The sequence below is a fragment of the Streptomyces sp. NPDC006309 genome (assembly GCF_040613095.1).
In the GTDB taxonomy this organism is placed as follows: Bacteria; Actinomycetota; Actinomycetes; order Streptomycetales; family Streptomycetaceae; genus Streptomyces.
Genome location: NZ_JBEXRO010000004.1, coordinates 215,979 through 237,058, shown reverse-complemented (window position 1 = coordinate 237,058; position 21,080 = coordinate 215,979). Strand labels below are relative to the sequence as shown.

Sequence of the window (21,080 nt, the reverse complement as noted above, 5' to 3'; positions counted from 1 at the left end):
GTTCCCCACCGCACCGAAGCTCCCGCACTCTCTGCGAGAATGAATTACATGGCCACTGACCGACCCCGCGTGCTCTCCGGAATCCAGCCCACCGCAGGCTCGTTCCACCTCGGCAACTACCTCGGCGCCGTCCGCCAGTGGGTGGCCCTCCAGGAGTCCCACGACGCGTTCTACATGGTCGTCGACCTGCACGCGATCACGGTGCCGCAGGACCCGGCCGAGCTGCGGGCCAACACCCGCCTCGCCGCCGCACAGCTGCTGGCCGCCGGCCTGGACCCCGACCGCTGCACGCTCTTCGTGCAGAGCCACGTCCCCGAGCACGCCCAGCTGGCCTGGGTCATGAACTGCCTCACCGGCTTCGGCGAGGCCAGCCGGATGACCCAGTTCAAGGACAAGTCCGCCCGGCAGGGCGCCGACCGCGCCTCCGTCGGCCTGTTCACCTACCCGGTCCTCCAGGTCGCCGACATCCTGCTGTACCAGGCGAACGAGGTGCCGGTCGGCGAGGACCAGCGCCAGCACATCGAGCTGACCCGCGACCTCGCCGAGCGGTTCAACGGCCGGTTCGGCGCGACGTTCACCATCCCGGAGCCGTACATCCTCCGCGAGACGGCGAAGATCTACGACCTCCAGGACCCGACGGTCAAGATGAGCAAGTCGGCGTCCACGCCGAAGGGCCTCATCAACCTCCTCGACGAGCCGAAGGCGACGGCCAAGAAGGTCAAGAGCGCGGTCACCGACACCGACACGGTGATCCGCTACGACGCCGTGAACAAGCCGGGCGTGTCCAACCTCCTCACCATCTACTCCACGCTCACCGGCAAGCCGGTCGCCGAGCTGGAGCGGGAGTACGAGGGCAAGATGTACGGCGCGCTCAAGACCGACCTCGCCGAGATCATGGTCGGGTTCGTGACGCCGTTCCGCGAGCGCACCCAGCAGTACCTGGACGACTCCGAGACGCTGGACTCCATCCTGGCCAAGGGCGCGGAGAAGGCGCGCGCCGTCGCCGCCGAGACACTCGCTCAGGCGTACGACCGCGTGGGGTTCCTCCCGGCCAAGCACTGAGGCGTACGACCGCACACGGGTCCTGCCGGACGGAGCGCTGCACATCACTCGCGGTGCGCCTGCCGACAGGACATCCGTGGCCGTACAGTCGATAGCCGACGGCCGGGACGGGACGGCCGGGAAAACGACAGACGCGACGAAGGAGACGACGTGGGGACCGTAACGATCGGCGTGTCGATCGCGGTCCCGGAGCCTCACGGCAGCCTGCTCCAGGAGCGGCGCACGGGCTTCGGCGACGCCGCGGCTCACGGCATCCCCACGCACGTCACGCTGCTGCCGCCGACCGAGGTGGACGAGGCCGGCCTGCCGGCCGTCGACGTGCACCTCGGCGAGGTCGCCGCGGCCGCCCGGCCGTTCCCGATGCGGCTGTCCGGCACCGGCACCTTCCGGCCCCTGTCGCCGGTGGTCTACGTCCGCGTCGTCCGGGGCGCCGAGACCTGCGCCCGGCTGCAGCAGCGGATCCGCGACGCCTCCGGCCCGGTGGCGCGCGAGCTCCAGTTCCCCTACCACCCGCACGTCACCGTGGCCCACGGCATCGACGACGCGGCGATGGACCGCGCCTTCGAGGAACTGGCGGGCTTCGACGCCGAGTGGCCGTGCACCGGCTTCGCGCTCTACGAGCAGGGCGTCGACGGGGTGTGGCGCAAGCTGCGCGAGTACCCCTTCGGCGGCGCGGTGGTACCGCCCCAGGCCGGCCACGCGGACGTCGGACGCGGCACGCCCGCGGGCCGCTAGCCGTACGTCAGACCTCCAGCCGGCGGTACACCGCGCGCGGCGCGTGCCGCAGTGCCCACATCACCGGGCGGAGCGCCCCCGGCACCCACACCGTCTCCGAGCGGCGGCGCAGGCCGAGTTCGACGGCGGTGGCGACCGCCTCCGGCGTGGTGGCGAGCGGGGGCCGGTGCCGGCCGGCCGTCCCGCGGGTCCGGACGAACCCGGGGCGTACGACCATGACGCGCACGCCGGTGCCGTGCAGGGCGTCGCCCAGTCCCTGGGCGAAGGTGTCCAGGCCGGCCTTGCTGGAGCCGTAGATGAAGTCGGCGCGGCGGGCGCGTTCGGCGGCGACGGAGGACAGGACGACGAGGGAGCCGTGCCCCTGCGCCTGGAGGGCGCGGCCGGTGATCAGACCCACCGAGACGGCCCCGGTGTAGTTGGTCTGGGCGACCCGCACCGCGCGGACCGGGTCGCGTTCGTCGTGCGCCTGGTCGCCGAGGACACCGAACGCGAGCAGCACCATGTCGACGGCCCCCTCGGCGAACACCTTGCCGAGGACGGTCTCGTGGGACCCGGGGTCGAGCGCGTCGAAGCCGACAGTGTGCACGTCGGCGCCGAGCGCGCGCAGGCTTGCCGCGGCGTTCTCCAGGGCGACGGAGGGGCGGCCCGCCAGCCACACCGTGCGGGTGCGGCGGGCGATCAGCCGGCGGGCGGTGGCCAGCGCGATCTCGGACGTGCCGCCGAGGACGAGCAGGGAACGGGGCAGTGCGGTGGCATCCTTCATGACAACTGACCGTATCGCCCGGATATGACCGTTCTGGCGAAGAAACGCGGTGTTCACGCTCTCGCGGAGCGGGCATGGTCGGATCATGGACTGGCTGAAGAAGCTCCCCGGCATCGGGCCGGCGGTCACCCGGCTGACGGCCACGCACGCGTGGCGGTCGTACGAGCGGCTGGACCGGGTGAAGTGGACGCGACTGGCCGCCGCCATGACGTTCGTCAGCTTCGTGGCCCTGTTCCCGCTGCTGACCGTGGCCGCCGCGGTCACCGCCGCCACGCTCAGCCCCGCCAGCGAGAGGACCGTCGAACACAAGATCGGCGAGCAGTTCCCGGGCCTTTCCGACCAGCTGGACCTGACCTCCCTGGTGGAGAACGCCGGCACCGTCGGCGTCATCGCGGGCGCGGTGCTGCTGTTCACGGGAATCGGCTGGGTCGGCCAGGTCCGGGACTGCCTGCGCGCGGTGTGGGAGCTGCCGGACCGCGAGGAGAACCCCCTCGTCACCAAGGCCAAGGACGCCGGGATCCTGTTCGGCTTCGGCGGCGCCCTGCTGGTCACCCTCGCCGCGTCCATCCTCGCCTCGGCCGCCGTCGGCCGGGTGTCCCGGCAGATCGGCCTGGCCGAGCACAGCTGGGGCAGCGTGCTGCTCCAGGTCGTCGCGTTCGCCGTCGCCGTCCTCGCCGACTTCCTGGTCCTGCTCTACGTCCTGACCCTGCTGCCCGGGGTCGAACCGCCGCGCCGCCGCCTGCTGGTGTCCGCCCTCCTCGGGGCGGTCGGCTTCGAACTGCTGAAGCTGCTGCTCAGCGGCTACGTCCAGGGTGTCGCCGCGAAGAGCATGTACGGCGCGTTCGGCGTCCCCGTGGCCCTGCTGCTGTGGATCAACTTCACGGCCAAGCTGGTGCTGTTCTGCGCCTCCTGGACGGCGACGCCGAGCAAGGAGGCCGCACTCAGTGACGTGCCCGACGCCGCATCAGACCGGGCAGCGGCCACCGGCGGTTGACCAGGAACGCCCCGCCGCCGAGCAGCACCAGCAGACCGCCCGCGACGGCCAGCGCGGTCCCGGCGCCGCCGGAGCCCGACCCGGCGGGGGCGCTCGCCACCGGCCGCGAACCGGACCCGCCGATGCCGGACGCCTGCCCGGCGGACGCGCCGGTGTCCGGCTGCCCGGTGGCCGGCACGGCGCCCTTCGGCGGCACCAGCTCGCCCACCGGGTTCACCTTGCCGACCGCCTGGAACCCCCAGTCGAGGAGCTTCGCGCTCTCCTTGTAGACCTCGTTGTGCTCGTGCTTCTCCGGATTCATCACCGTGACCAGCAGCACCTTGCCGCCCCGTTCGGCGACCGCGGTGAGGGTGGCGCCCGCGTGCGTGGTGTTGCCGTTCTTCACACCGGCGATCCCCGGGTAGACGGGCACGTCGGTGTCACCGCTCAGCAGCCGGTTGGTGTTCCGGATCGTGGCGGACCCGAACGTCGCCCGCACGGTGGAGCAGTACTCGCGGAAGTCCTTCTTCTGGAGCCCGGACCGGGCGAACAGCGTCAGGTCGTACGCCGACGACACCTGCCCCGGCGCGTCGTAGCCGTCGGGGGAGACCACGTGCGTGTCCAGGGCCTGGAGCTGTCCGGCGTGCTCCTGCATGTCCTGCACGGTCCGCGCGACGCCGCCGTTCATCGCGGACAGGGTGCGCACGGCGTCGTTGCCCGAGCGCAGGAACACCCCCAGCCACAGGTCGTGGACGGTGTAGGTGCGCCCCTCCCGCATCCCGACCACGCTGGAGCCGACGCCCATGCCCGCGAGGTCCGACGGGACGACCGTGTGGTGCGTCCCCTTGGGGAAGCGCGGCAGCACGGTGTCCGCGAACAGCATCTTCAGTGTGCTCGCCGGGGGCAGCCGCCAGTGCGCGTTGTGCGCGGCCAGCACCTCACCCGACTCGGCGTCCGAGACGATCCAGGACCGGGCGGTGAGGTCCTTGGGGAGCACGGGCACGCCCGGGGCGAGGTTGACCTGGGTGCCGGGCTGCCCCAGCCGGACGCCGCCCAGGGTGGACATCCGGGCCGGCGGGGTGGCCGTCGGGCTCGGCGTGGGGGCCGGCGAGGCGAGGGCGGCGGGGGCGGTGACGGACAGGGACAGCAGGGTGGCGGAGGTCACCAGCAGGGGTCGCCGGCCGGTCCTCTTCGGTGCGGGCACGGTCGAGAACGTACCCGTACGGAAACGGGAAGTCCCGCTTCGCGCCCCACCCCCGACACGGAACCGGACGGGGGACGGCGATACTGGGCACATGAAGCTCAGCCGCCCGGTCTCCTGGTTCCTGCTCGCCTTCGGGGTGTGGAGCTGGGTCATCTGGGTCACTTTCGTCAAGAACCTCGTCAAGGACAGCAGCGGGCTCGCCTTCGACGACGGTCACCCGACCGCGTACTTCTGGGTGCACCTGCTGCTGGCGGTCGTCTCCTTCGTACTGGGGACGGTCATCGGGGTCATCGGGTTGCGTGGCCTGCGCGCATTGCGCCGGACGTCATAACGGCACATCACCCCGCTCGGTAAGTTCTTCCCCATCTGGTCAGAAAGCCCTTCCCCAGCCGAAACCCGTGTGATTAGGTGAGCCGCGCCACTTGAGGGGGAGTGGCCGCTTCGTGCTGGGCCAGGGGTAGGGCCCTGACGGGCCTGGGGAGGGCACCACCATGCGATCTGTTCGCATGCGCATTCTCGTGACGCTGCTCGTACTCACCGTCGTGGGGATCGGCGGCTGGCAGCTGCTGCCGTCGCAGCAGTACAAGAACAGGACCATCACCGTCGGCACCACCGACGCCGTCACCGCGCTCGACCCGGCCGGCGCCTACGACGCCGGCTCCTGGGCACTGTTCAGCAACGTCTTCCAGTCCCTGCTGACGTTCGAGCCGGCCGGCACCGAGCCGGTCCCGGACGCGGCCAGGAGCTGCGCCTTCACGGGCAGCGGGCTGCGGACGTACCGGTGCACGCTGCGTGCCGGGATCACCTTCCCGAGCGGGCGCGCGATGACGGCCGCGGACGTGAAGTTCTCCTTCGACCGGGTCAGGAGGATCAACGACGATGTCGGCCCGGCGTCCCTGTTCGGCACGCTCGCCTCGGTGACCGCCGACAGCGCGGACACCGTCACCTTCCACCTGTCGTCCTCCGACGCCACCTTCCCGCTGAAGGTCGCCACCGGCGCCGGCTCCATCGTGGACAAGGAGAAGTATCCGGCCGGCCGCCTGCGCCAGGACGCCGCCGTCGACGGCACCGGGCCGTACCGGCTGACGGCGTACACCAAGGACCACAAGGCCGACCTCGCGCCGAACACGCACTACAAGGGCTACCTCAGCGGCACCGGCCGCCCGGTCGAGCTGCGCTACTACGCCGACTCCGGCAAGCTCGACCGCGCCTGGAAGGGCCGCCAGGTCGACGTCGCCACGCGGACCCTGCCGCCCAAGGTGCTCTCCGCGCTCAACCCGAGCGACCCCGGGCAGCGGGTCACCGAGTCCGACAGCGCCGAGACCCGCAACCTGTACCTCAACACCCGAGCCGCCTCCCCGCTGCACGACGTGCGGGTGCGCCGCGCGATGGCCTGGCTGGTCAACCGGGAGAAGCTGGCGGCGACCGTGTACGAGGGCACCGTCGACCCGCTGTACTCGCTGATCCCCACCGGTATCACCGGCCACACCACGTCGTTCTTCGACCGGTACCCGGAGCAGAGCACCGAGAAGGCGCGGCAACTGCTCACCGACGCCGGGGTGAGCCTGCCGGTGCGCTTCACCTTCGGTTACGGCGTCGGCCGGGGCGCGAGCGCGGAGGAGGCCAGGGCGCTGAAGAAGCAGCTCGAGGAGAGCGGCCTGTTCGCCGTCGACCTCAAGGGCTACGAGTGGACCGACTTCCAGAAGCGCTGGGCCGCCGGAACGATCGACGCCTGGGCGATCGGCTGGGTCGCCGACTACCCCGACCCGGACACCTTCGGCGCCGCGCTCGTCGGCACCGGTTCCACGATGAGCACCGGCTACAGCAACAAGGCCGTCGACCGTCTCGTCCTGGACAGCCAGCAGTTCGCCGACCGCAGCCGCGCCGCGAACGACTTCCGCGACATCCAGACCGACGTGGCCGAGGACGTCCCGCTGATCCCGCTGTGGCAGCGCAAGGAGTACGTGGTCAGCACGGAGGACGTCGGCGGCGGCCAGTACCTGACGGACGGCACGGGCGTGTTCCGGCTGTGGCGGCTGGCGTGGATCTGATCAGTCGGTCTTCCGCTGCCCGGCCTTGATGATCTGCTCGACGTCGAGCGTGACCCCGGTGCCGATCGAGTCGGGCGGCCCGATTCCACGCGTTCACCCAGAAGTGATCACGCGTCCCGCTTGCGGGCCGGGGACGGGAGTGCCTTCGTCATGCCCGGCAGGAAGTCCGTGAACAGTTCGTGGATCTCCAGGACGAGGGGGCGCAGGACGCGGAAGCGGGCCAGGGACACGCCGCGCGCGGTCAGCCGGGCGCCCCGCCGGGCCAGGCGGTAGCTGCGCTCACGTCCCTCCGTGCGGTCGAAGATCCAGTACAGGACCAGGCCCATCTGGGCGAGCCACATCAGCTCCGGGAGCACGTCCCGCAGTTCGGGCGCCACCTTCGAGCTGGCACCGGCCAGGACCTCCCGGTGCACGCTGATCGCGGCCTCGCGCGCGTGCTCGCTCTCCGGGGAGAAGGGGCTGAGCGGGCTGTCGGGGTCGGCGGCGTTCTTGAAGAACTGGACCGCGAACTCGTGGTACGGCCGGGCGATGTCCAGCCACACGGTGAGGACGCCCGCGAGCCGCGCCTCCAGGTCGGTCTCCCGGTCCAGCACCTGGCGGACCGCCGCCCGGTGCTCGGCGGCGATCCGGTCGTAGAACCCCTGGATCAGGTGTTCCTTGCCCTCGAAGTAGTAGTAGGCGTTGCCGACGGACACCCCGGCCTCCGTGGCGATGGCCCGCATGGTCGTCTTGTCGTACCCGCGCTCCTGGAACAACCGCATCGCGGTCTCCAGGATCAGCGCACGGGTCTGCTCGGACTTGCTGCTCCGGGGGCCGGCCGCACCGGGGCCGTCGTTCTTCGCTGGCACGGGAGGAGCCTAACGAGTGACGTGGGCGGCCCCTGGCGGCGGCTCAGCCCGGGCGGCCCAGCTGGGGGCGCTTGGTGTAGTCCGTGAAGCCCAGGACGTTGCCCCAGGGGTCGGTGATCTCCACGGTCCAGCCGGTGGCCACCTGGGACACCTCGTCCAGCGGCGTGATCCCCGCGGCGGCCAGCTCCCGGGCCGCCGCCCGCGCGTCCGGCACCTCCAGCCAGATCCGTGCCGACGGCCACGGCGGCGAGCGGTGCCCCAGCTGCTCCTCGGCCTGGAGCAGGATGCCCGGTGTCTCGGCCCCGACCCTCAGCTGGGCGAGCCCGCCCTCGTCGAACCGGAACCCCACGGTGAACCCGGCCCGCTCGTAGAAGGCGACCGCCTCGCCGAGGTCACCGACGGGGAGCAGCACGTTGTCGAAACCGAGCAGTTCGTACGACCCTTCGTCTGACATGTCGTCACATTAGGAGTCCTTCTCCCCGGATGCGAGGAGCCCCACCGCAGCGGGCCGCGGTGGGGCTCTCCGGGGACGGGCCGGCCGTCACTGCGGGAAGTTCGGGTCCAGGTCGGTCTCCGAGGCACCGCTGGTCGTGATGCCGGTCGCGGTGGCCCGCAGCTGCACGCTCTCGCGGTACAGGTCGCCGGACATCAGCAGGTCGGCGTCGCCGTCCCGGTCGAGGTCGCGCAGGCGGACGAAGAGGCCGACCATCTCGTCCGGTGTGGCGCTGCCCGGCACACCCGCCGTGGCGCGGGTGAACCACTGGGAGCCGGTGCCGGTCAGGCCCTTGCTCCCGCCACGCAGGACGTGCACGCCGCCCGCGTTGTGGACCGTGCCGGACTCCTCCTCGGGCACGCCCACGGCGAGGTCCGGGTAGCCGTCGCGGTTGGTGTCGCCGGCGGAGAGGGAGGAGCCGAAGCGGTCGTTCTTCGTGGCCGCCGTCGCCACCCCCGCGGTGGACTGCGTCAGGCGGTAGGAGGTGCCCGGGCCGCTCGCGCCGCCGCGCAGGACCAGTACGGAACCCGCGCCGTTGTTGTACGGCGTGTCGCTGACGGCGAGGTCCCCGTAGCCGTTCTTGTCGAAGTCGGCGATCACGCCGGTGGCGGAGTAGTCGAACTGTGAGGCGTTGTACGTCCTGTACGTGCCGCGCTTGATGGTGGAGCCGCCCTGCACGAACCAGGCGGCCTGCGTCCGCCGGCCGTTCTTGTAACCCTGGCCGAGCACGTAGAGGTCGGTGGCCTTGTCCTTGTTCACCTTGCCGGCGACGATCGCGGCCGGTTCCAGCACCTCGTCGCCGCTGGGGCTCACCTCCAGCTTGGTGACGCTGCCCGTCGTACCGGACTGGGAGAAGCCGCCCCGGTAGACGTAGAGGGTGCCGGTGACGTCGGTGACGGCCAGGTCCGGCTTGCCGTCGCCGTTGAAGTCACCGGAGGCGAGCGCCGCGCCGAACCCCAGCTTGGAGCGGGCGGGGATGCGGGTGGCCTTGGTGCCGAGGCCGGACCTCGCACCCCACAGCACGGTGACGGCACCCGCGCCGGCCGTCGTACCGCTCTTCTCGCTGCTGTCGGCGACGGCGAGGTCGGCGTACCCGTCGCCGTTGAGGTCGGCCGCGGCGAGCTGGTTGCCGAAGCTGTCGACGTGGCCGCCGGAGTCACCCGCCGTGCCGGGGATGCCGGGGCTGTCCTGGTTGAAGCGGACCGTCCGCGGACCCGGCCCGCTCGCCGTGCCGTAGGTGACGGTGACCTCACCGTCCCAGCCGGACGCGTAGTCCCGGTAGCCGTCGCCGTCGAAGTCGTCGGCGTACTTGGCGGGGGTGGCCGCGGCGGCCGGGCCGGCCGCGAGGGCGAGCAGTCCGCCGGTCAGCGAGGCGGCCGTGGCCGTCGCGACGGCGATGACGAGCTTTCTGTGCGTGCGCATGTGTCTCCTTGATCGCGTACACACATGCAGACCCGCGACGGTGGGGAACGGTTGTACGGCGAGGGCCCCGCTCCGCGGTGCGTGACCGGGGGACGGGGCCCGAAGAGCCGCAGGCGTACGGCGGATCAGTAGCGACGCGTGATCAGCGCGCGCTTGACCTCCTGGATCGCCTTGGTGACCTCGATACCGCGCGGGCAGGCGTCCGTGCAGTTGAAGGTCGTGCGGCAGCGCCACACGCCGTCGCGGTCGTTGAGGATCTCCAGGCGCTGCTCGCCCGCCTCGTCACGGCTGTCGAAGATGAAGCGGTGGGCGTTCACGATCGCGGCCGGACCGAAGTACTGGCCGTCGTTCCAGAACACCGGGCAGGACGACGTGCACGCGGCGCACAGGATGCACTTGGTGGTGTCGTCGAAGCGCTCGCGGTCCTCGGCGGACTGCAACCGCTCCCGGGTCGGCTCGTTGGTGTCGTTCGTGATCAGGAACGGCATCACGTCCCGGTACGCCTGGAAGAACGGCTCCATGTCGACGACCAGGTCCTTCAGGACCGTGAGGCCCTTGATGGGCTCCACCGTGATCGGCTTCTCGGGGTTGATGTCCTTGATCAGCGTCTTGCAGGCGAGGCGGTTCTTGCCGTTGATCCGCATCGCGTCCGAGCCGCAGATGCCGTGCGCGCACGAGCGGCGGAACGTGAGACTGCCGTCGATGTCCCACTTGATCTTGTGGAGGGCGTCGAGGACACGTTCCTTCGGGTCGATCTCCAGCTGGAAGTCTTCCCAGGCCGCCTCGGCCGAGACCTCCGGGTTGTACCGGCGGACGCGGACGGTGACCGTGATGTAGGGGGAGTCGGCGAAGCCGGGCTCGGGCCGACCGGCCGCGTCCGCCTTGTCCAGAACAGGGGTAGCCATCAGTACTTACGCTCCATCGGCTGGTAGCGGGTCTGGACGACCGGCTTGTAGTCGAGACGGACGGTTTCCGAGCCGTCGGCGCCGACCTCGCGGTACGCCATGGTGTGGCGCATGAAGTTGACGTCGTCGCGGTTCGGGTAGTCCTCGCGGTAGTGACCGCCGCGGGACTCCTTGCGGGCCAGGGCCGACACCGCCATGACCTCGGCCAGGTCGAGCAGGTTGCCCAGCTCGATCGCCTCGAGGAGGTCGGTGTTGAACCGCTTGCCCTTGTCCTGGATCGCCACGTTGCGGTAGCGCTCCCGCAGCTCGGCGATCTTCTCGACGGCCGTCTTGATCGTCTGCTCGGTGCGGAAGACCATGACGTTGGCGTCCATGGTCTCCTGGAGCTCGCGGCGCAGCGTGGCCACCCGCTCGCTGCCCGTGGAGTTGCGCAGCCGCTCGATCTGCTCGACGACGAAGGACTCCGGGGCCTCCGGAAGCTCGGCGTAGTCGGCCTTCGCGGAGTACTCGGCGGCGGCGATGCCCGCGCGGCGGCCGAAGACGTTGATGTCCAGCAGCGAGTTGGTGCCCAGGCGGTTGGCGCCGTGCACGGAGACGCAGGCGACCTCGCCGGCCGCGTACAGACCCGGGACGACGGTGGTGTTGTCCGCCAGGACCTCACCCTCGACGTTCGTCGGGATGCCGCCCATCGCGTAGTGCGCGGTCGGCTGGATCGGGATCGGGTCCGTGTAGGGCTCGATGCCGAGGTACGTCCGCGCGAACTCCGTGATGTCCGGGAGCTTGGCGTCCAGCTGCTCCGGCGGCAGGTGGGTGAGGTCCAGGTAGACGTGGTCGCCCTCGGGACCGCAGCCGCGGCCCTCGCGGATCTCCGTGTAGATGGAGCGCGAGACGACGTCACGGGAGGCGAGGTCCTTCATGACCGGCGCGTACTTCTCCATGAAGCGCTCGCCGTCCTTGTTGCGCAGGATGCCGCCCTCACCGCGGGCGCCCTCCGTCAGCAGGATGCCCATGCGCCAGATGCCGGTCGGGTGGAACTGGAAGAACTCCATGTCCTCCAGCGGGAGCCCGCGCCGGTAGACCGCCGCCTGACCGTCACCGGTCAGCGTGTGGGCGTTCGACGTCACCTTGAAGAACTTGCCGGTGCCGCCGGAGGCGTAGATGACGGCCTTGGCCTGGAAGATGTGGATCTCCCCGGTGGCCAGCTCGTACGCCACCACACCGGCCGACCGCTTCACGCCGTCGACCTCGGTCATCAGCTGGTCGAGGACGTAGAACTCGTTGAAGAACTCCACGCCCTCCTTGACGCAGTTCTGGTACAGCGTCTGGAGGATCATGTGGCCGGTGCGGTCCGCGGCGTAGCAGGACCGGCGGACCGGGGCCTCGCCGTGGTTGCGGCTGTGACCGCCAAAGCGGCGCTGGTCGATGGTGCCGTCCGGGGTCCGGTTGAACGGCAGGCCCATCTTCTCCAGGTCGAGGACGGCGTCGATGGCCTCCTTCGCCAGGATCTCGGCGGCGTCCTGGTCGACCAGGTAGTCACCGCCCTTGACCGTGTCGAAGGTGTGCCACTCCCAGTTGTCCTCCTCCACGTTGGCCAGCGCGGCGGCCATGCCGCCCTGCGCGGCGCCCGTGTGGGAGCGGGTGGGGTAGAGCTTGGTCAGGACCGCGGTGCGGCTGCGCTTCGTCGCCTCGATGGCGGCGCGCATGCCCGCGCCGCCGGCGCCGACGATGACGGTGTCGTACTTGTGGATCTTCATATCTCTCGCAGCCCCGTGCCTAGCGGATGTTCGGGTCGAAGGTGAAGATCACCAGCGTGCCCAGCAGGATGGTGAACACCGTGGCGGTGTAGAGCAGGCCCTTGAGCCACAGGCGGCTGTTCGGCCGCTCGGCGTAGTCGTTGATGACCGTGCGCAGACCGTTGGCGCCGTGCAGCATCGCCAGCCACAGCATCAGCAGATCCCAGACCTGCCAGAACGGGGACGCCCAGCGGCCGGCCACGAAGGCGAAGCCGATCTTGGAGACACCGCCGTCCAGCACGAGCTGGATCAGCAGGTGGCCGAGGACGAGGACGACCAGCACGATGCCGGACAGGCGCATGAAGACCCACGCCGCCAGCTCGAAGTTGCCCCGGGTCGACTTCGGGGACTTCTTGGTCCGCTTGCGCGGCGCCTCGATCAGCGGGGCCGGGTTGTCGACGGTGTAGACGGGGGCACCCTCGACCGGGCCGACTCCGGACGCGGCGGTTTCAGTCGTGACTGAGTTGTTCGACATCGGCGGCGTCAGCTCCCAAAGAGGACACGGGCGGCGTGGCCGAGGACCGGGTACAGCGCCCCGGCCATCAGGACCAACCAGACGACCATCACGGCCCAGAACATCTGCTTCTGGTAGCGCGTGCCCTTCGACCAGAAGTCGACGGCGATGACACGCAGGCCGTTGAGCGCGTGGAAGAGGATGGCGGCGACGAGGCCGTACTCCAGCAGCGCGACGACCGGCGTCTTGTACGTGGCTACGACCTTGTCGTAGTCCTCGGGGGAGACACGCACGAGAGCGGTGTCCAGCACATGAACGAACAGGAAGAAGAAAATGAGGACGCCGGTGACTCGGTGAGCCACCCAGGACCACATTCCTTCCCGGCCGCGGTACAGCGTTCCAGCCGGCACGGAAGAACCCTCCGGGAGCGGGGATTAGGGCCGCGCCGGCTTCACTGTCGGTCGGGCCCGGCCGGGTACGGTCCACCGGCCCCCAGCATCGTAGCGAGGCGTCGCGCCGTGGCTGACGGGGGGCCCGGTTGTGTGATCGAACCGGCACGCGGTTGGGCTAGCGGGGCGCCACCGGCGCGAGTGATGTGGTCATTTGCCGGATAAGGGGGCGTTTGCGCTGGCCGCACAGCTTGCAGCGGTCCCGAGGAACTGGCCCAGACGCCCCCGGGCGAGGCGTCGCAGCTCCTCCGCCGCGATGACCCGCTCCTCCTCCGGATCGTTGGTCAATCGTGACCGGATCGCTTCGAGGATGCGGTCGAGCGCCTCGTCCGGGGGTGCGTCACCGAGATAGATCACGAACCCGTGTCCGAATCGAGCCTCGTAGGCCGCCTGTGCCGCGCTCAGCGCCATGTGGGCCGCCGAGTACGTGTCCTCGGGCAGCTCGGGGAGGGACTCGCCCGCCAGCGCCTCCGCCAGATCGCCCGGCGACAGGTCGTACGCCGCCTCGTCCGCCGCCGCCAGCAGGGCGTCCAGGTCGGGGTACGGGCGGTGGTCCGCGAGCCGGCGCGACCAGCGCGGGCTGCGCAGGCAGCGCAGGAGGAGGGCGTGGACCTCGTCGGCGGCGGCCGCGTTGAAGGCGTCGAGGGGCCTGGGGAGATACGGCAGGCGGTGGGCGGGCAGCGTGGGTCCTCGCGTCACAGGTGGTGTGGCAGGGGAGTTTGTGAAAGTTGTGGTCAGGTTATCGAGATCGGTGACGGTGTGTCCCTGCGATGCGTGAATTTCACTCGAACGGAAGAGTTTCCGAACACCTCGATGACCGGTGCGCCGGAGAGAGCCGTACGGTGGCAGGGTGACCCAGCACAGGCGCCGGGGATCGGCGCGGCAGGTGGTACCGAGACGCGCGGTGGTGGCCGCCGCGTTCGTCGGGACGGTCGCGCTCGGCACGGGTGTCGGCGTGTGGGCCTCCGACGGCGGCGGCGGGAAACCGGACGGGAGCGCGCCACGGCCGACGGCCGGGCGGGTGTCCGGCGCGGACCCCACCGGCCCCGGCGGCACGGCCACCCCGTCGGCGAGTCCGACGCCCAGCCGGTCCTACCCGCTGTCACAGGCGCCGCGCACGATACCCGCGGTGCGCTCCCACACCCCGGCGCGCGGCCCCGGCTGGCAGCCGCGGCACGGGGAGCGGGTCGTGGTGAGCGATCCCGCGCTGGCCGACGAGGGCCGGCTCATAGCCGGGGAACTGGGGCTGGCCTACGCGGGCCGGAAGAACGCGGGCGACGTACGGGCCGGGGACGTCCGGCTCACGCTCGGCGGCGGGGGCGGGAACCAGGAGTCCTACGCCCTCACCGTCCGCGGCGGGCGGGTCGACATCAGCGGGCCCGGCGAGGCCGGGGTCTTCTACGGCACCCGCACCCTGAAGCAGGAGGTCCACGGCGGCGGTACGGCGCCGGAGGGCGTCGTCCGGGACCGGCCGGCCAAGCCGGACCGCGGGTTCATGCTCGACATCGCGCGCAAACCGTTCTCCGAGACCTGGATCGAGGACCGGATACGCGAGCTGGGGGACCTGAAGTTCAACGAGCTGGGACTGCACTTCTCCGACGACCAGGCCTTCCGGATCGAGTCCCGCACCCACCCGGAGATCGTCTCCCCGGACCACCTGACCAAGGCGCAGGTCAGACGGATCGTGGACCTCGCGGCCGCCCGGCACATCACCGTCGTGCCGGAGATCGACTCGCCGGGGCACCTCGGGGCGGTCATCGCCGCCCACCCGGACCTCCAGCTGCGCAACGCGAGCGGGGTCCCCACCAAGGGCGCCGTCGACATCTCCAAGGACGCCTCCGCGCGGATCGTCGACGACCTGCTGAACGAGTACGCGGTGCTGTTCCCCGGCGGCCGGTGGCATCTGGGCGGTGACGAGTACCAGGCGCTCACGGTGAAGGACCCGCAGACCTCGTACCCGCAGCTGGCCGCCGCCGCCCGGCAGGCCCACGGCTCCGGCGGCACCGTCGCCGACCTCGCCACCGACTGGCTGAACGACCGCTACGCCACCGTCCGCGCCCACGGCAAGACCGTCCGCGCCTGGAACGACGGCTTCTTCCGGAACACCTCCGTCCAGCCCGAGCAGGGCCTCCAGGTCGCCTACTGGACCGGCAAGGAGATCGGCGCCCGGCAGCCGGCGGAGTACCTGGACGCGGGGCGGAAGGTCCTCAACTACAACGACGAGTTCCTCTACTACGTCCTCGGCCAGCCGCAGACCTTCGTCTACCCGACGGGACAGCGGATCTACGAGCAGTGGAACCCGCGGGTGCTGCGCGGCACGACCGCCGTACCGGCCCGCTACGACGCGCAGATCCTCGGCGGCTCGTTCGCGGTGTGGTGCGACATCGCCGGCGCGCAGACGGAGGCCCAGGTCGCCGCGGGGATCCGGATGCCGCTGCGGGCCACCGTGCAGAAGCTGTGGGACCCGGGCACGCCCGCGCTGTCCTGGACCGACTTCCGGAAGCTGGCCGACCGGCTGGGCTGAGGGCTGGGGGCCATCGCCGGCCCCCGCCGGCGCCGCCGCCCGGCACGGCTCGCCTTTGGCTGAAAATCTACTGATGTGACACTCCCGCGCCGTCGCACGCAGTAAGGGGAAGTGCGGGCTCCGTACCGGTCGGCGCCCTGGCGAGGGAGACATTCATGAGCCTGGTGGAACTGATCGCTCAGGCCGACGCACGCGGACTGGCCGCCAGCGGATTGGCTTGTATGGATCGGTGTCTGCCGCTGCTCGGCGGCGACGACGAACTGCTGCGCCCGCTCTGGGCGAGCCTCGCCGACGGCTCCGACTGGGGCGGGAGCCTGGAGAAGGCCCGCGCGGCGCTCGGCTCCGCCGTGGACGTCGGGTCCGCCCGGTCCGCCCGGTCCGCCGCGTCCGGGTCCGCCGGGGACGCCGGGTCCGGGTCCCCCCGGGCCGCCGGGGACGAGGCCGCGCGGCTTGCCCGCCGCATGCTGGACGCAGCCCCCGCCGAGTGGACCGCCGACGCCGTACGCCCCTGGGCCGACGCCTGCTCGGCCGCCTCGCTGCGCATCCACCGGCTGCTCGACCCCGCCGCGGACGCCGCCACGGACCCGGGCGCCGCGCCTGCGGGGGACACGGCGGACCTGTCCCCGCTCGTGGCCGCCGAGCTGCGCCGCCAGACGGCGGTGCTGGAACTCCTCGCCGGGCACGGCGTGAACGGGCTGCGCGGGGCGCTGGAGGTGTCCGTCGAGGGCCGGCGCGTGCTGCGCGCGGTGGTCTCCCGCCGGGCGCGGGGCGCCACCGGACCGGGGTCCTGAGAGGGTTTCGTGCCCGTACCGCGGTGGACCTGGGGCGGTTCCGTGACCGTCGGCGGGACACCGCCGGACCGGGTGACGGAAATCCCGCCCGGCTCGCTCTTCCCTATGTGACAGCCCATACGACAGACCACGTGACAGGCCAGGTGACGAAGCGGGCGACGGACCCGTACGCGACGACGCGACAGGAGACCAGGCCGCAGGCCGCGGCGAAGCCCGTGCGGTGGGCGGCGGACGCGGTGGCCACGATGCGCGAGGGCGCCCGTGTCCGGCTCGACTACTCGGCGCAGAGCCTGTGGCGCGTCGACCGGATGATCGAGGAGATACGCCGGGAGGAGCCGCCGTACGCGGCCGTCGAGAGCGTGCTGCGCGGCCTCGGCGCCTACGCCGGTGAGGTGATCGTCCGCCAGACCGGCGCCGAGTGGTGGGCGAGCGGCGGCGACCACTGGCTGCGCACTCCCGACGGCCGGCTGTGGGACCCCGTCGACGAGGCCCGCCGCTGCTTCGACGGCCACGGCTCGCTCCGGCTGCTGTGCCGCGACGCGACCGCCCGCGGCTGACCGGCCCCGCCCCGCTGTGACACTTCCGTCCGGACCGACGCTGATGATCGTGGAGGGCGGTGACACGGCCGGACGTGTCGGACCGTGAGGCAGGCGCCACGCAGTGGCCAGGAACTCGGCACGAACGAGGACGGTCTTGGGCCAGGGAGGGGAACCCCGCCGCCCGCAGCCGCGGGACGGGGAGCTGGGCGCGGCCGTGGCGCGGGCCCAGGACGGTGACGAGAGCGCTTTCGCGGTGGCCTACCGGATCGTGCAGCCCGGCCTGCTGGGCTATCTGCGCGGCCTGGTCGGCGAGGACGCGGAGGATGTCGCGTCCGACGCCTGGCTGGAGATCGCCCGGGACCTCGGCCGGTTCCGCGGCGACGGCGCCGGCTTCCGCGGCTGGACCGCGACGATCGCCCGGCACCGGGCCCTGGACCATCTGCGCCGGCAGCGGGTACGGCCCCGGGCGGCGCAGCTCGGAGCGGACGCCCCGGAGCTGCCCGGCCCGCACAGCACCCACGACCAGGCCCTGGAGTCGCTGTCCACCGCACGCGCGCTGGACCTGGTCCGGGCGCTGCCCCGGGACCAGGCCGAGGCGGTGCTGCTGCGGGTGGTCGTCGGCCTCGACGGACCGGCCGCCGCCCGCGTCCTGGGCAAGCGGCCCGGCGCGGTCCGCACGGCCGCCTACCGGGGCCTGCGCCGCCTGGCCCGCCGGCTCGGCCCGGCCCACCCGGCGGACGACACGGGCGGCGGTGTGACGGATGGCGATGCCCCGGCGCTGGGGGAGTCGGGATGAACGCCTCGGCACGCGGGACGTATGAACAGGCGTACGGCGTGTGCGGGCCGCTGTGCGGGTCTGCGGGCGGGCCGGACGAGCGCGGGAACGGCGACGGGAACAGGAACGGGAACGGGCATGGGTGAACGGCACAGCGGCGAGTGGCTGCCCGGCCGCGGGTCCGCGCACCCTCGCGCCGGCGCCACCGTCTCCGCGCCCGAGCGGACCGACGCGCCCCGGCCGGACCCCGGGTTCGAGACCTGGTTCGCCGCCGCGCTGCGCCCGGACGCCGTCGACCCCGAGGCCGAGCGCAGCGCCGTCGCCGCCTTCCGGGCCGCCCGTGCGGCGGGCGCGCACGGCGCGCGGACCCGGGCGCGGGACGACTGGCGGCCGGGCCGGCCGCACCGTACCCGCCGCTCGCTGCGGACCACGCTCTCGCTGGCGCTGGCGAGCCTGACGCTGGGCGGGGTCGCCGTCGCGGCGATCGGCTCCGGCGCGTCCGGCACGCACGCCGGCCGGGACGCCCCGCGCCCCGCGCACCCGTCACCGGCCGCCCCGCGCACCCCGGCCGCGTCGGGCGTGTCGGCCGACGGGTCGGCAGCCGGGCGGGCGGACACCGGATCCGGCGACCCCGCCACGCCACCCGGGCACCCGGCCACCGCCCGGGACACCCTGGCCCACTGCCGTGTCTACGCACAGGCCGGGAAGCGCGGCGGCGCCCTGGCGGCGACGGCCTGGCAGCGGCTGGTCACGGCCGCGGGCGGCCCGGGGAAGGTCGCGGCCTACTGCGCCGCCCGGACGGCACGCGCGCAGGAGGGGACGCCCGGGAAGGCGGGCGGTACGGGCGCCACCGGCAAGGACCGGAACCAGGGCCAGGGCCAGGATGCGGGCCAGAGACAGAACCGGAGCCGGGACGAGGGCGGGAACGGCGGCCGGGGGAAGCCGGCCGGCTCGGCGGGCGGCAGGCGGTAGGCACGGCCGGCCCCGCGAAGGCCGAAGGCAACGGCCGGGGCCGCCACCCCCCACAGGAGAGGCCCCGGCCGTCGCGCGGACGGGCCGCGCACGGCCCGTACTTTCTTCAGCGCCGTGCACACGGTTTCTGTCACACCCCGCCACACCTCGGGCACAGTCCGCCCCGGCCGGACCTCACCCTGCGCACACCCGGGCCCGGTCACGAGTTAGTTGCATCTTTCACAGACATGGACGAGAGACGGTTTCACGCCGTAACGTGCCATTCGCGCCGACCGAAGCCAGGCGTAAAGGGAGTGCGGTGCTGGGGGACGACGCGGAGCTGACCGCCGCGGTGCGTGCGGCGCAGACCGGGGACGAGACCGCGTTCCGCGCGGTGTACCGCGCGGTGCAGCCCCGGCTGCTGGGATACGTACGCACGCTGGTCGGTGATCCGGATGCCGAGGACGTGGCCTCCGAGGCCTGGCTCCAGATCGCCCGCGACCTGGACCGGTTCGAGGGTGACGCCGACCGGTTCCGCGGCTGGGCCGCCCGGATCGCCCGCAACCGTGCGCTGGACCACATACGCATGCGGGGCCGCCGCCCCGCCATCGGCGGTGACGAGACGGAGCTGACCGGCCGGGCCGCCGAGTCCGACACGGCCGGTGAGGCCATCGAGGCCCTGTCCACCGACAGCACCCTCTCCCTGATCGCCCGCCTCCCGCAGGACCAGGCCGAGGCGGTCGTCCTGCGCGTGGTCGTGGGCCTGGACGCCAAGACCGCCGCGGAGACGCTCGGCAAGCGCGCTGGTGCCGTCCGCACCGCGGCGCACCGCGGTCTGAAGCGCCTCGCGGAGCTGATCGGCGCGGATCCGGAATCGGCGGGCGGGCTCGACGCACTTCCGCCCCAGCGAGAACCACACCGTGGCGCGGTGACGTCCGCAACTGTGACGCATACGCGTGCGCGGACGCAGAAGGACATGTGATGGCCGACGAGCAGTACAGGTGGCTGAACCGTGCGACGGCGGAACGCCTACTGCGCGGTGAGTCCCCGGAAGCCGTCGACGCCTGCGCCCGTGACCAGGCAGAACGTCTCTCCCAGGCACTCGGCGCGCTGTCCGGGCTGTCCGCCGAGGCGGCCCCCGGCATCGGTGAGCTGCCCGGTGAACAAGCCGCCCTGGCCGCGTTCCGCAAGGCGCGCGAAGCCGCCGCCGCCGACCGGACCGCCGCCGCGCCTACGTCGGGCGGCGCCCGCGCGTCCGTGCCCTGCGCCGACGCGGGCCTGGTCCGCATCGGCCCGGGGAGCCGTACCGGAATTCCGTCCCGGCGCCCCCGCTGGGCCCGCCCGGTGCGCCTGGCGGTCGCCGCGGCCGTGGCCGCGGGCACGCTCGGCGGAGTGGCCGTGGCCGCCGGGAGCGGAGTGCTGCCCACGCCGTTCGGTGACGGGAAGCCCGGTCCCGCCGCGTCCGTCTCCGCCGACGAGACCTCCGAGGAGTCGCTCGCCCCGGCGGCCCCGCAGACCACCCCGGACTACGCGACGGGCCCGGGCACGAGTCCGGGCACGGGTACACCGGGCGGCAGTCCGGGAGACCGCCGCGCCGACGCCTCCGGCGGGTCGTCCGGTCCGGCCGGCGGTACCGGCCCGAGCGCCGCCCCGGGCTCCGCAGCGCCCTCAGCGACGTCCGGTACCGGCTGGGACGGCGCCGCCGCGGCCTGCCGGGCCCTGCGGGACGGCCGGGAACTGGACGCCGGCCGCAAGCGCGTGCTGGTGAACCTGGCGGGCGGCTCCGCCCGGGTGACCAAGTACTGCAAGGTCGTGCTGGGCGGTGCCGGCTCCGCCTCCGGCGGCACGGGCGGCGGGACCACGACCGGCGGCCAGGGCCAGGGCAACGGAAACGGCAACGGCAACGGCAGCGGCGGGGACAAAGGCGGGGACAAAGGCGGGGACAAGGACAAAGACGGGGACCAGGGCCACGGCAAGGGCGGCGGCGGTGGCAAGGACCACGGCGGCGGCAAGGGGCACGGCAAAGGCGCCGGCGGTGCGAGCGGCGGCAAGGGTGCCGGCGGTGCGAGCGGCGGCAAGGGCGGCCGGCACCGCGGCGCCGTCCCCGTCCCCTCCGGTCACGCCCCGGCGCACCCCGGCGAGCCGGGCAACGCCCCCGCGGCCCCGTCGCCGACTCCGACATACACCGCGCTCTGACCGACGCAACCCCACCTGACCTGCGATTTCGCAGGCGCCGAAAATTTTTCGGCGCGAGGTGTGACGTTTTTGGAGCGGCTTACGCAGTACTGAGTGAGCCGACTGGTCATCGGCCGTCGCACTGAGCCGGGGTTCCCCCCGTACCCACGGCT

General features: G+C 72.5%; 22 protein-coding genes. 12 read left to right on the top strand and 10 right to left on the bottom strand.

All coding sequences use genetic code 11. The features are described 5' to 3' along the window. The first annotated feature begins 48 nt into the window (after window positions 1-48). Both trpS and ABZ117_RS08115 read left to right on the top strand, forming a co-directional pair. Window positions 49-1,062 carry a tryptophan--tRNA ligase gene (trpS, locus tag ABZ117_RS08120; protein WP_356818540.1) on the top strand — a complete coding sequence of 338 codons (1,014 nt, stop codon included), beginning with the start codon at window positions 49-51 and terminating at the stop codon, window positions 1,060-1,062. A 150-nt stretch (window positions 1,063-1,212) separates the two neighbouring features. After that, the gene (locus ABZ117_RS08115; RefSeq protein ID WP_356818538.1) at window positions 1,213-1,797 is read left to right on the top strand and encodes a 2'-5' RNA ligase family protein; all 585 of its coding nucleotides are present in this window, start codon (window positions 1,213-1,215) and stop codon (window positions 1,795-1,797) included. 7 nt (window positions 1,798-1,804) lie between these two features. On the opposite strand, the gene ABZ117_RS08110 is transcribed toward ABZ117_RS08115, so the two are convergent. Next, a complete protein-coding gene (locus ABZ117_RS08110; RefSeq protein ID WP_356818536.1) occupies window positions 1,805-2,560 on the bottom strand; it encodes a decaprenylphospho-beta-D-erythro-pentofuranosid-2-ulose 2-reductase in 756 nt (251 codons plus the stop codon). A gap of 85 nt (window positions 2,561-2,645) precedes the next feature. On the opposite strand from ABZ117_RS08110, the gene ABZ117_RS08105 reads away from it, so the two are divergent. Continuing rightward, window positions 2,646-3,554, top strand: coding sequence for a YihY/virulence factor BrkB family protein (locus ABZ117_RS08105; RefSeq protein WP_356818534.1), 909 nt, complete (start codon window positions 2,646-2,648; stop codon window positions 3,552-3,554). On the opposite strand, the gene ABZ117_RS08100 is transcribed toward ABZ117_RS08105, so the two are convergent. Then, the gene (locus tag ABZ117_RS08100; protein ID WP_356818532.1) at window positions 3,502-4,737 is read right to left on the bottom strand and encodes a D-alanyl-D-alanine carboxypeptidase; all 1,236 of its coding nucleotides are present in this window, start codon (window positions 4,735-4,737) and stop codon (window positions 3,502-3,504) included. The two genes, ABZ117_RS08105 and ABZ117_RS08100, sit on opposite strands and share 53 nt — an antisense overlap. 91 nt (window positions 4,738-4,828) lie before the next feature. Here ABZ117_RS08100 and ABZ117_RS08095 point away from each other — a divergent pair, with 91 nt between their 5' ends. Together ABZ117_RS08095 and ABZ117_RS08090 are read left to right on the top strand one after the other, a co-directional pair. Then, entirely contained in the window at window positions 4,829-5,068 is a 240-nt protein-coding gene (locus tag ABZ117_RS08095) for a hypothetical protein (RefSeq protein ID WP_356818531.1), read from the top strand. A gap of 175 nt (window positions 5,069-5,243) precedes the next feature. Further along, entirely contained in the window at window positions 5,244-6,788 is a 1,545-nt protein-coding gene (locus tag ABZ117_RS08090) for an ABC transporter substrate-binding protein (RefSeq protein ID WP_356818529.1), read from the top strand. Between the two features lie 107 nt (window positions 6,789-6,895). On the opposite strand, the gene ABZ117_RS08085 is transcribed toward ABZ117_RS08090, so the two are convergent. The 8 genes from ABZ117_RS08085 to ABZ117_RS08050 form a co-directional block, all read right to left on the bottom strand. After that, window positions 6,896-7,636, bottom strand: coding sequence for a TetR family transcriptional regulator (locus ABZ117_RS08085; protein WP_356818527.1), 741 nt, complete (start codon window positions 7,634-7,636; stop codon window positions 6,896-6,898). 43 nt (window positions 7,637-7,679) lie between these two features. Next, complete coding sequence (locus ABZ117_RS08080) at window positions 7,680-8,090, bottom strand: VOC family protein (RefSeq protein ID WP_356818526.1); 411 nt, start codon at window positions 8,088-8,090, stop codon at window positions 7,680-7,682. Between the two features lie 87 nt (window positions 8,091-8,177). Further along, window positions 8,178-9,551: an FG-GAP and VCBS repeat-containing protein gene (locus ABZ117_RS08075; RefSeq protein WP_356818524.1), complete on the bottom strand. Its 1,374-nt coding sequence runs from the start codon at window positions 9,549-9,551 to the stop codon at window positions 8,178-8,180. Between the two features lie 125 nt (window positions 9,552-9,676). Then, window positions 9,677-10,456, bottom strand: a complete 780-nt coding sequence (locus ABZ117_RS08070; protein ID WP_356818522.1) for a succinate dehydrogenase iron-sulfur subunit — start codon at window positions 10,454-10,456, stop codon at window positions 9,677-9,679. Beyond that, the gene (gene sdhA / locus ABZ117_RS08065) at window positions 10,456-12,210 is read right to left on the bottom strand and encodes a succinate dehydrogenase flavoprotein subunit (protein ID WP_356818520.1); all 1,755 of its coding nucleotides are present in this window, start codon (window positions 12,208-12,210) and stop codon (window positions 10,456-10,458) included. Before sdhA ends, ABZ117_RS08070 begins: the two co-directional genes overlap by 1 nt. A 19-nt stretch (window positions 12,211-12,229) precedes the next feature. Next, a complete protein-coding gene (locus tag ABZ117_RS08060; RefSeq protein ID WP_121787255.1) occupies window positions 12,230-12,724 on the bottom strand; it encodes a succinate dehydrogenase hydrophobic membrane anchor subunit in 495 nt (164 codons plus the stop codon). Window positions 12,725-12,732: 8 nt separating this feature from the next. After that, complete coding sequence (gene sdhC, locus ABZ117_RS08055) at window positions 12,733-13,113, bottom strand: succinate dehydrogenase, cytochrome b556 subunit (protein WP_356818519.1); 381 nt, start codon at window positions 13,111-13,113, stop codon at window positions 12,733-12,735. Between the two features lie 189 nt (window positions 13,114-13,302). Continuing rightward, on the bottom strand, window positions 13,303-13,851 hold the full coding sequence (locus ABZ117_RS08050; protein ID WP_356818517.1) for a 2-oxo-4-hydroxy-4-carboxy-5-ureidoimidazoline decarboxylase: 549 nt from the start codon (window positions 13,849-13,851) through the stop codon (window positions 13,303-13,305). A 208-nt stretch (window positions 13,852-14,059) separates the two neighbouring features. Between ABZ117_RS08050 and ABZ117_RS08045 the strand changes: the two genes are divergently transcribed. The 7 genes from ABZ117_RS08045 to ABZ117_RS08015 all read left to right on the top strand — a co-directional run bounded on the left by ABZ117_RS08045 (window position 14,060) and on the right by ABZ117_RS08015 (window position 20,928). Continuing rightward, on the top strand, window positions 14,060-15,676 hold the full coding sequence (locus ABZ117_RS08045; RefSeq protein ID WP_356818824.1) for a family 20 glycosylhydrolase: 1,617 nt from the start codon (window positions 14,060-14,062) through the stop codon (window positions 15,674-15,676). 155 nt (window positions 15,677-15,831) lie between these two features. Beyond that, window positions 15,832-16,467, top strand: coding sequence for a hypothetical protein (locus ABZ117_RS08040; protein WP_356818515.1), 636 nt, complete (start codon window positions 15,832-15,834; stop codon window positions 16,465-16,467). Window positions 16,468-16,598: 131 nt separating this feature from the next. Next, window positions 16,599-17,024 carry a hypothetical protein gene (locus tag ABZ117_RS08035; RefSeq protein ID WP_356818513.1) on the top strand — a complete coding sequence of 142 codons (426 nt, stop codon included), beginning with the start codon at window positions 16,599-16,601 and terminating at the stop codon, window positions 17,022-17,024. A 136-nt stretch (window positions 17,025-17,160) separates the two neighbouring features. Further along, the gene (locus ABZ117_RS08030; RefSeq protein WP_356818512.1) at window positions 17,161-17,802 is read left to right on the top strand and encodes an RNA polymerase sigma factor; all 642 of its coding nucleotides are present in this window, start codon (window positions 17,161-17,163) and stop codon (window positions 17,800-17,802) included. 117 nt (window positions 17,803-17,919) lie between these two features. Further along, window positions 17,920-18,753, top strand: a complete 834-nt coding sequence (locus tag ABZ117_RS08025; RefSeq protein WP_356818510.1) for a hypothetical protein — start codon at window positions 17,920-17,922, stop codon at window positions 18,751-18,753. Window positions 18,754-19,051: 298 nt separating this feature from the next. Then, the gene (locus ABZ117_RS08020; RefSeq protein ID WP_356818508.1) at window positions 19,052-19,714 is read left to right on the top strand and encodes an RNA polymerase sigma factor; all 663 of its coding nucleotides are present in this window, start codon (window positions 19,052-19,054) and stop codon (window positions 19,712-19,714) included. Further along, the gene (locus ABZ117_RS08015) at window positions 19,714-20,928 is read left to right on the top strand and encodes a hypothetical protein (protein WP_356818506.1); all 1,215 of its coding nucleotides are present in this window, start codon (window positions 19,714-19,716) and stop codon (window positions 20,926-20,928) included. Before ABZ117_RS08020 ends, ABZ117_RS08015 begins: the two co-directional genes overlap by 1 nt. Window positions 20,929-21,080 lie beyond the last annotated feature (152 nt).

Coding starts and splice junctions, on each gene's coding strand:
- trpS (WP_356818540.1), top strand. CDS start 49: ATGGCCACTGACCGACCCCGCGTGCTCTCCGGAATCCAGCCCACCGCA.
- ABZ117_RS08110 (WP_356818536.1), bottom strand. CDS start 2,560: ATGAAGGATGCCACCGCACTGCCCCGTTCCCTGCTCGTCCTCGGCGGC.
- ABZ117_RS08105 (WP_356818534.1), top strand. CDS start 2,646: ATGGACTGGCTGAAGAAGCTCCCCGGCATCGGGCCGGCGGTCACCCGG.
- ABZ117_RS08095 (WP_356818531.1), top strand. CDS start 4,829: ATGAAGCTCAGCCGCCCGGTCTCCTGGTTCCTGCTCGCCTTCGGGGTG.
- ABZ117_RS08090 (WP_356818529.1), top strand. CDS start 5,244: ATGCGCATTCTCGTGACGCTGCTCGTACTCACCGTCGTGGGGATCGGC.
- ABZ117_RS08080 (WP_356818526.1), bottom strand. CDS start 8,090: ATGTCAGACGAAGGGTCGTACGAACTGCTCGGTTTCGACAACGTGCTG.
- ABZ117_RS08075 (WP_356818524.1), bottom strand. CDS start 9,551: ATGCGCACGCACAGAAAGCTCGTCATCGCCGTCGCGACGGCCACGGCC.
- ABZ117_RS08070 (WP_356818522.1), bottom strand. CDS start 10,456: ATGGCTACCCCTGTTCTGGACAAGGCGGACGCGGCCGGTCGGCCCGAG.
- sdhA (WP_356818520.1), bottom strand. CDS start 12,210: ATGAAGATCCACAAGTACGACACCGTCATCGTCGGCGCCGGCGGCGCG.
- ABZ117_RS08060 (WP_121787255.1), bottom strand. CDS start 12,724: ATGTCGAACAACTCAGTCACGACTGAAACCGCCGCGTCCGGAGTCGGC.
- ABZ117_RS08040 (WP_356818515.1), top strand. CDS start 15,832: ATGAGCCTGGTGGAACTGATCGCTCAGGCCGACGCACGCGGACTGGCC.
- ABZ117_RS08025 (WP_356818510.1), top strand. CDS start 17,920: ATGGGTGAACGGCACAGCGGCGAGTGGCTGCCCGGCCGCGGGTCCGCG.
- ABZ117_RS08015 (WP_356818506.1), top strand. CDS start 19,714: ATGGCCGACGAGCAGTACAGGTGGCTGAACCGTGCGACGGCGGAACGC.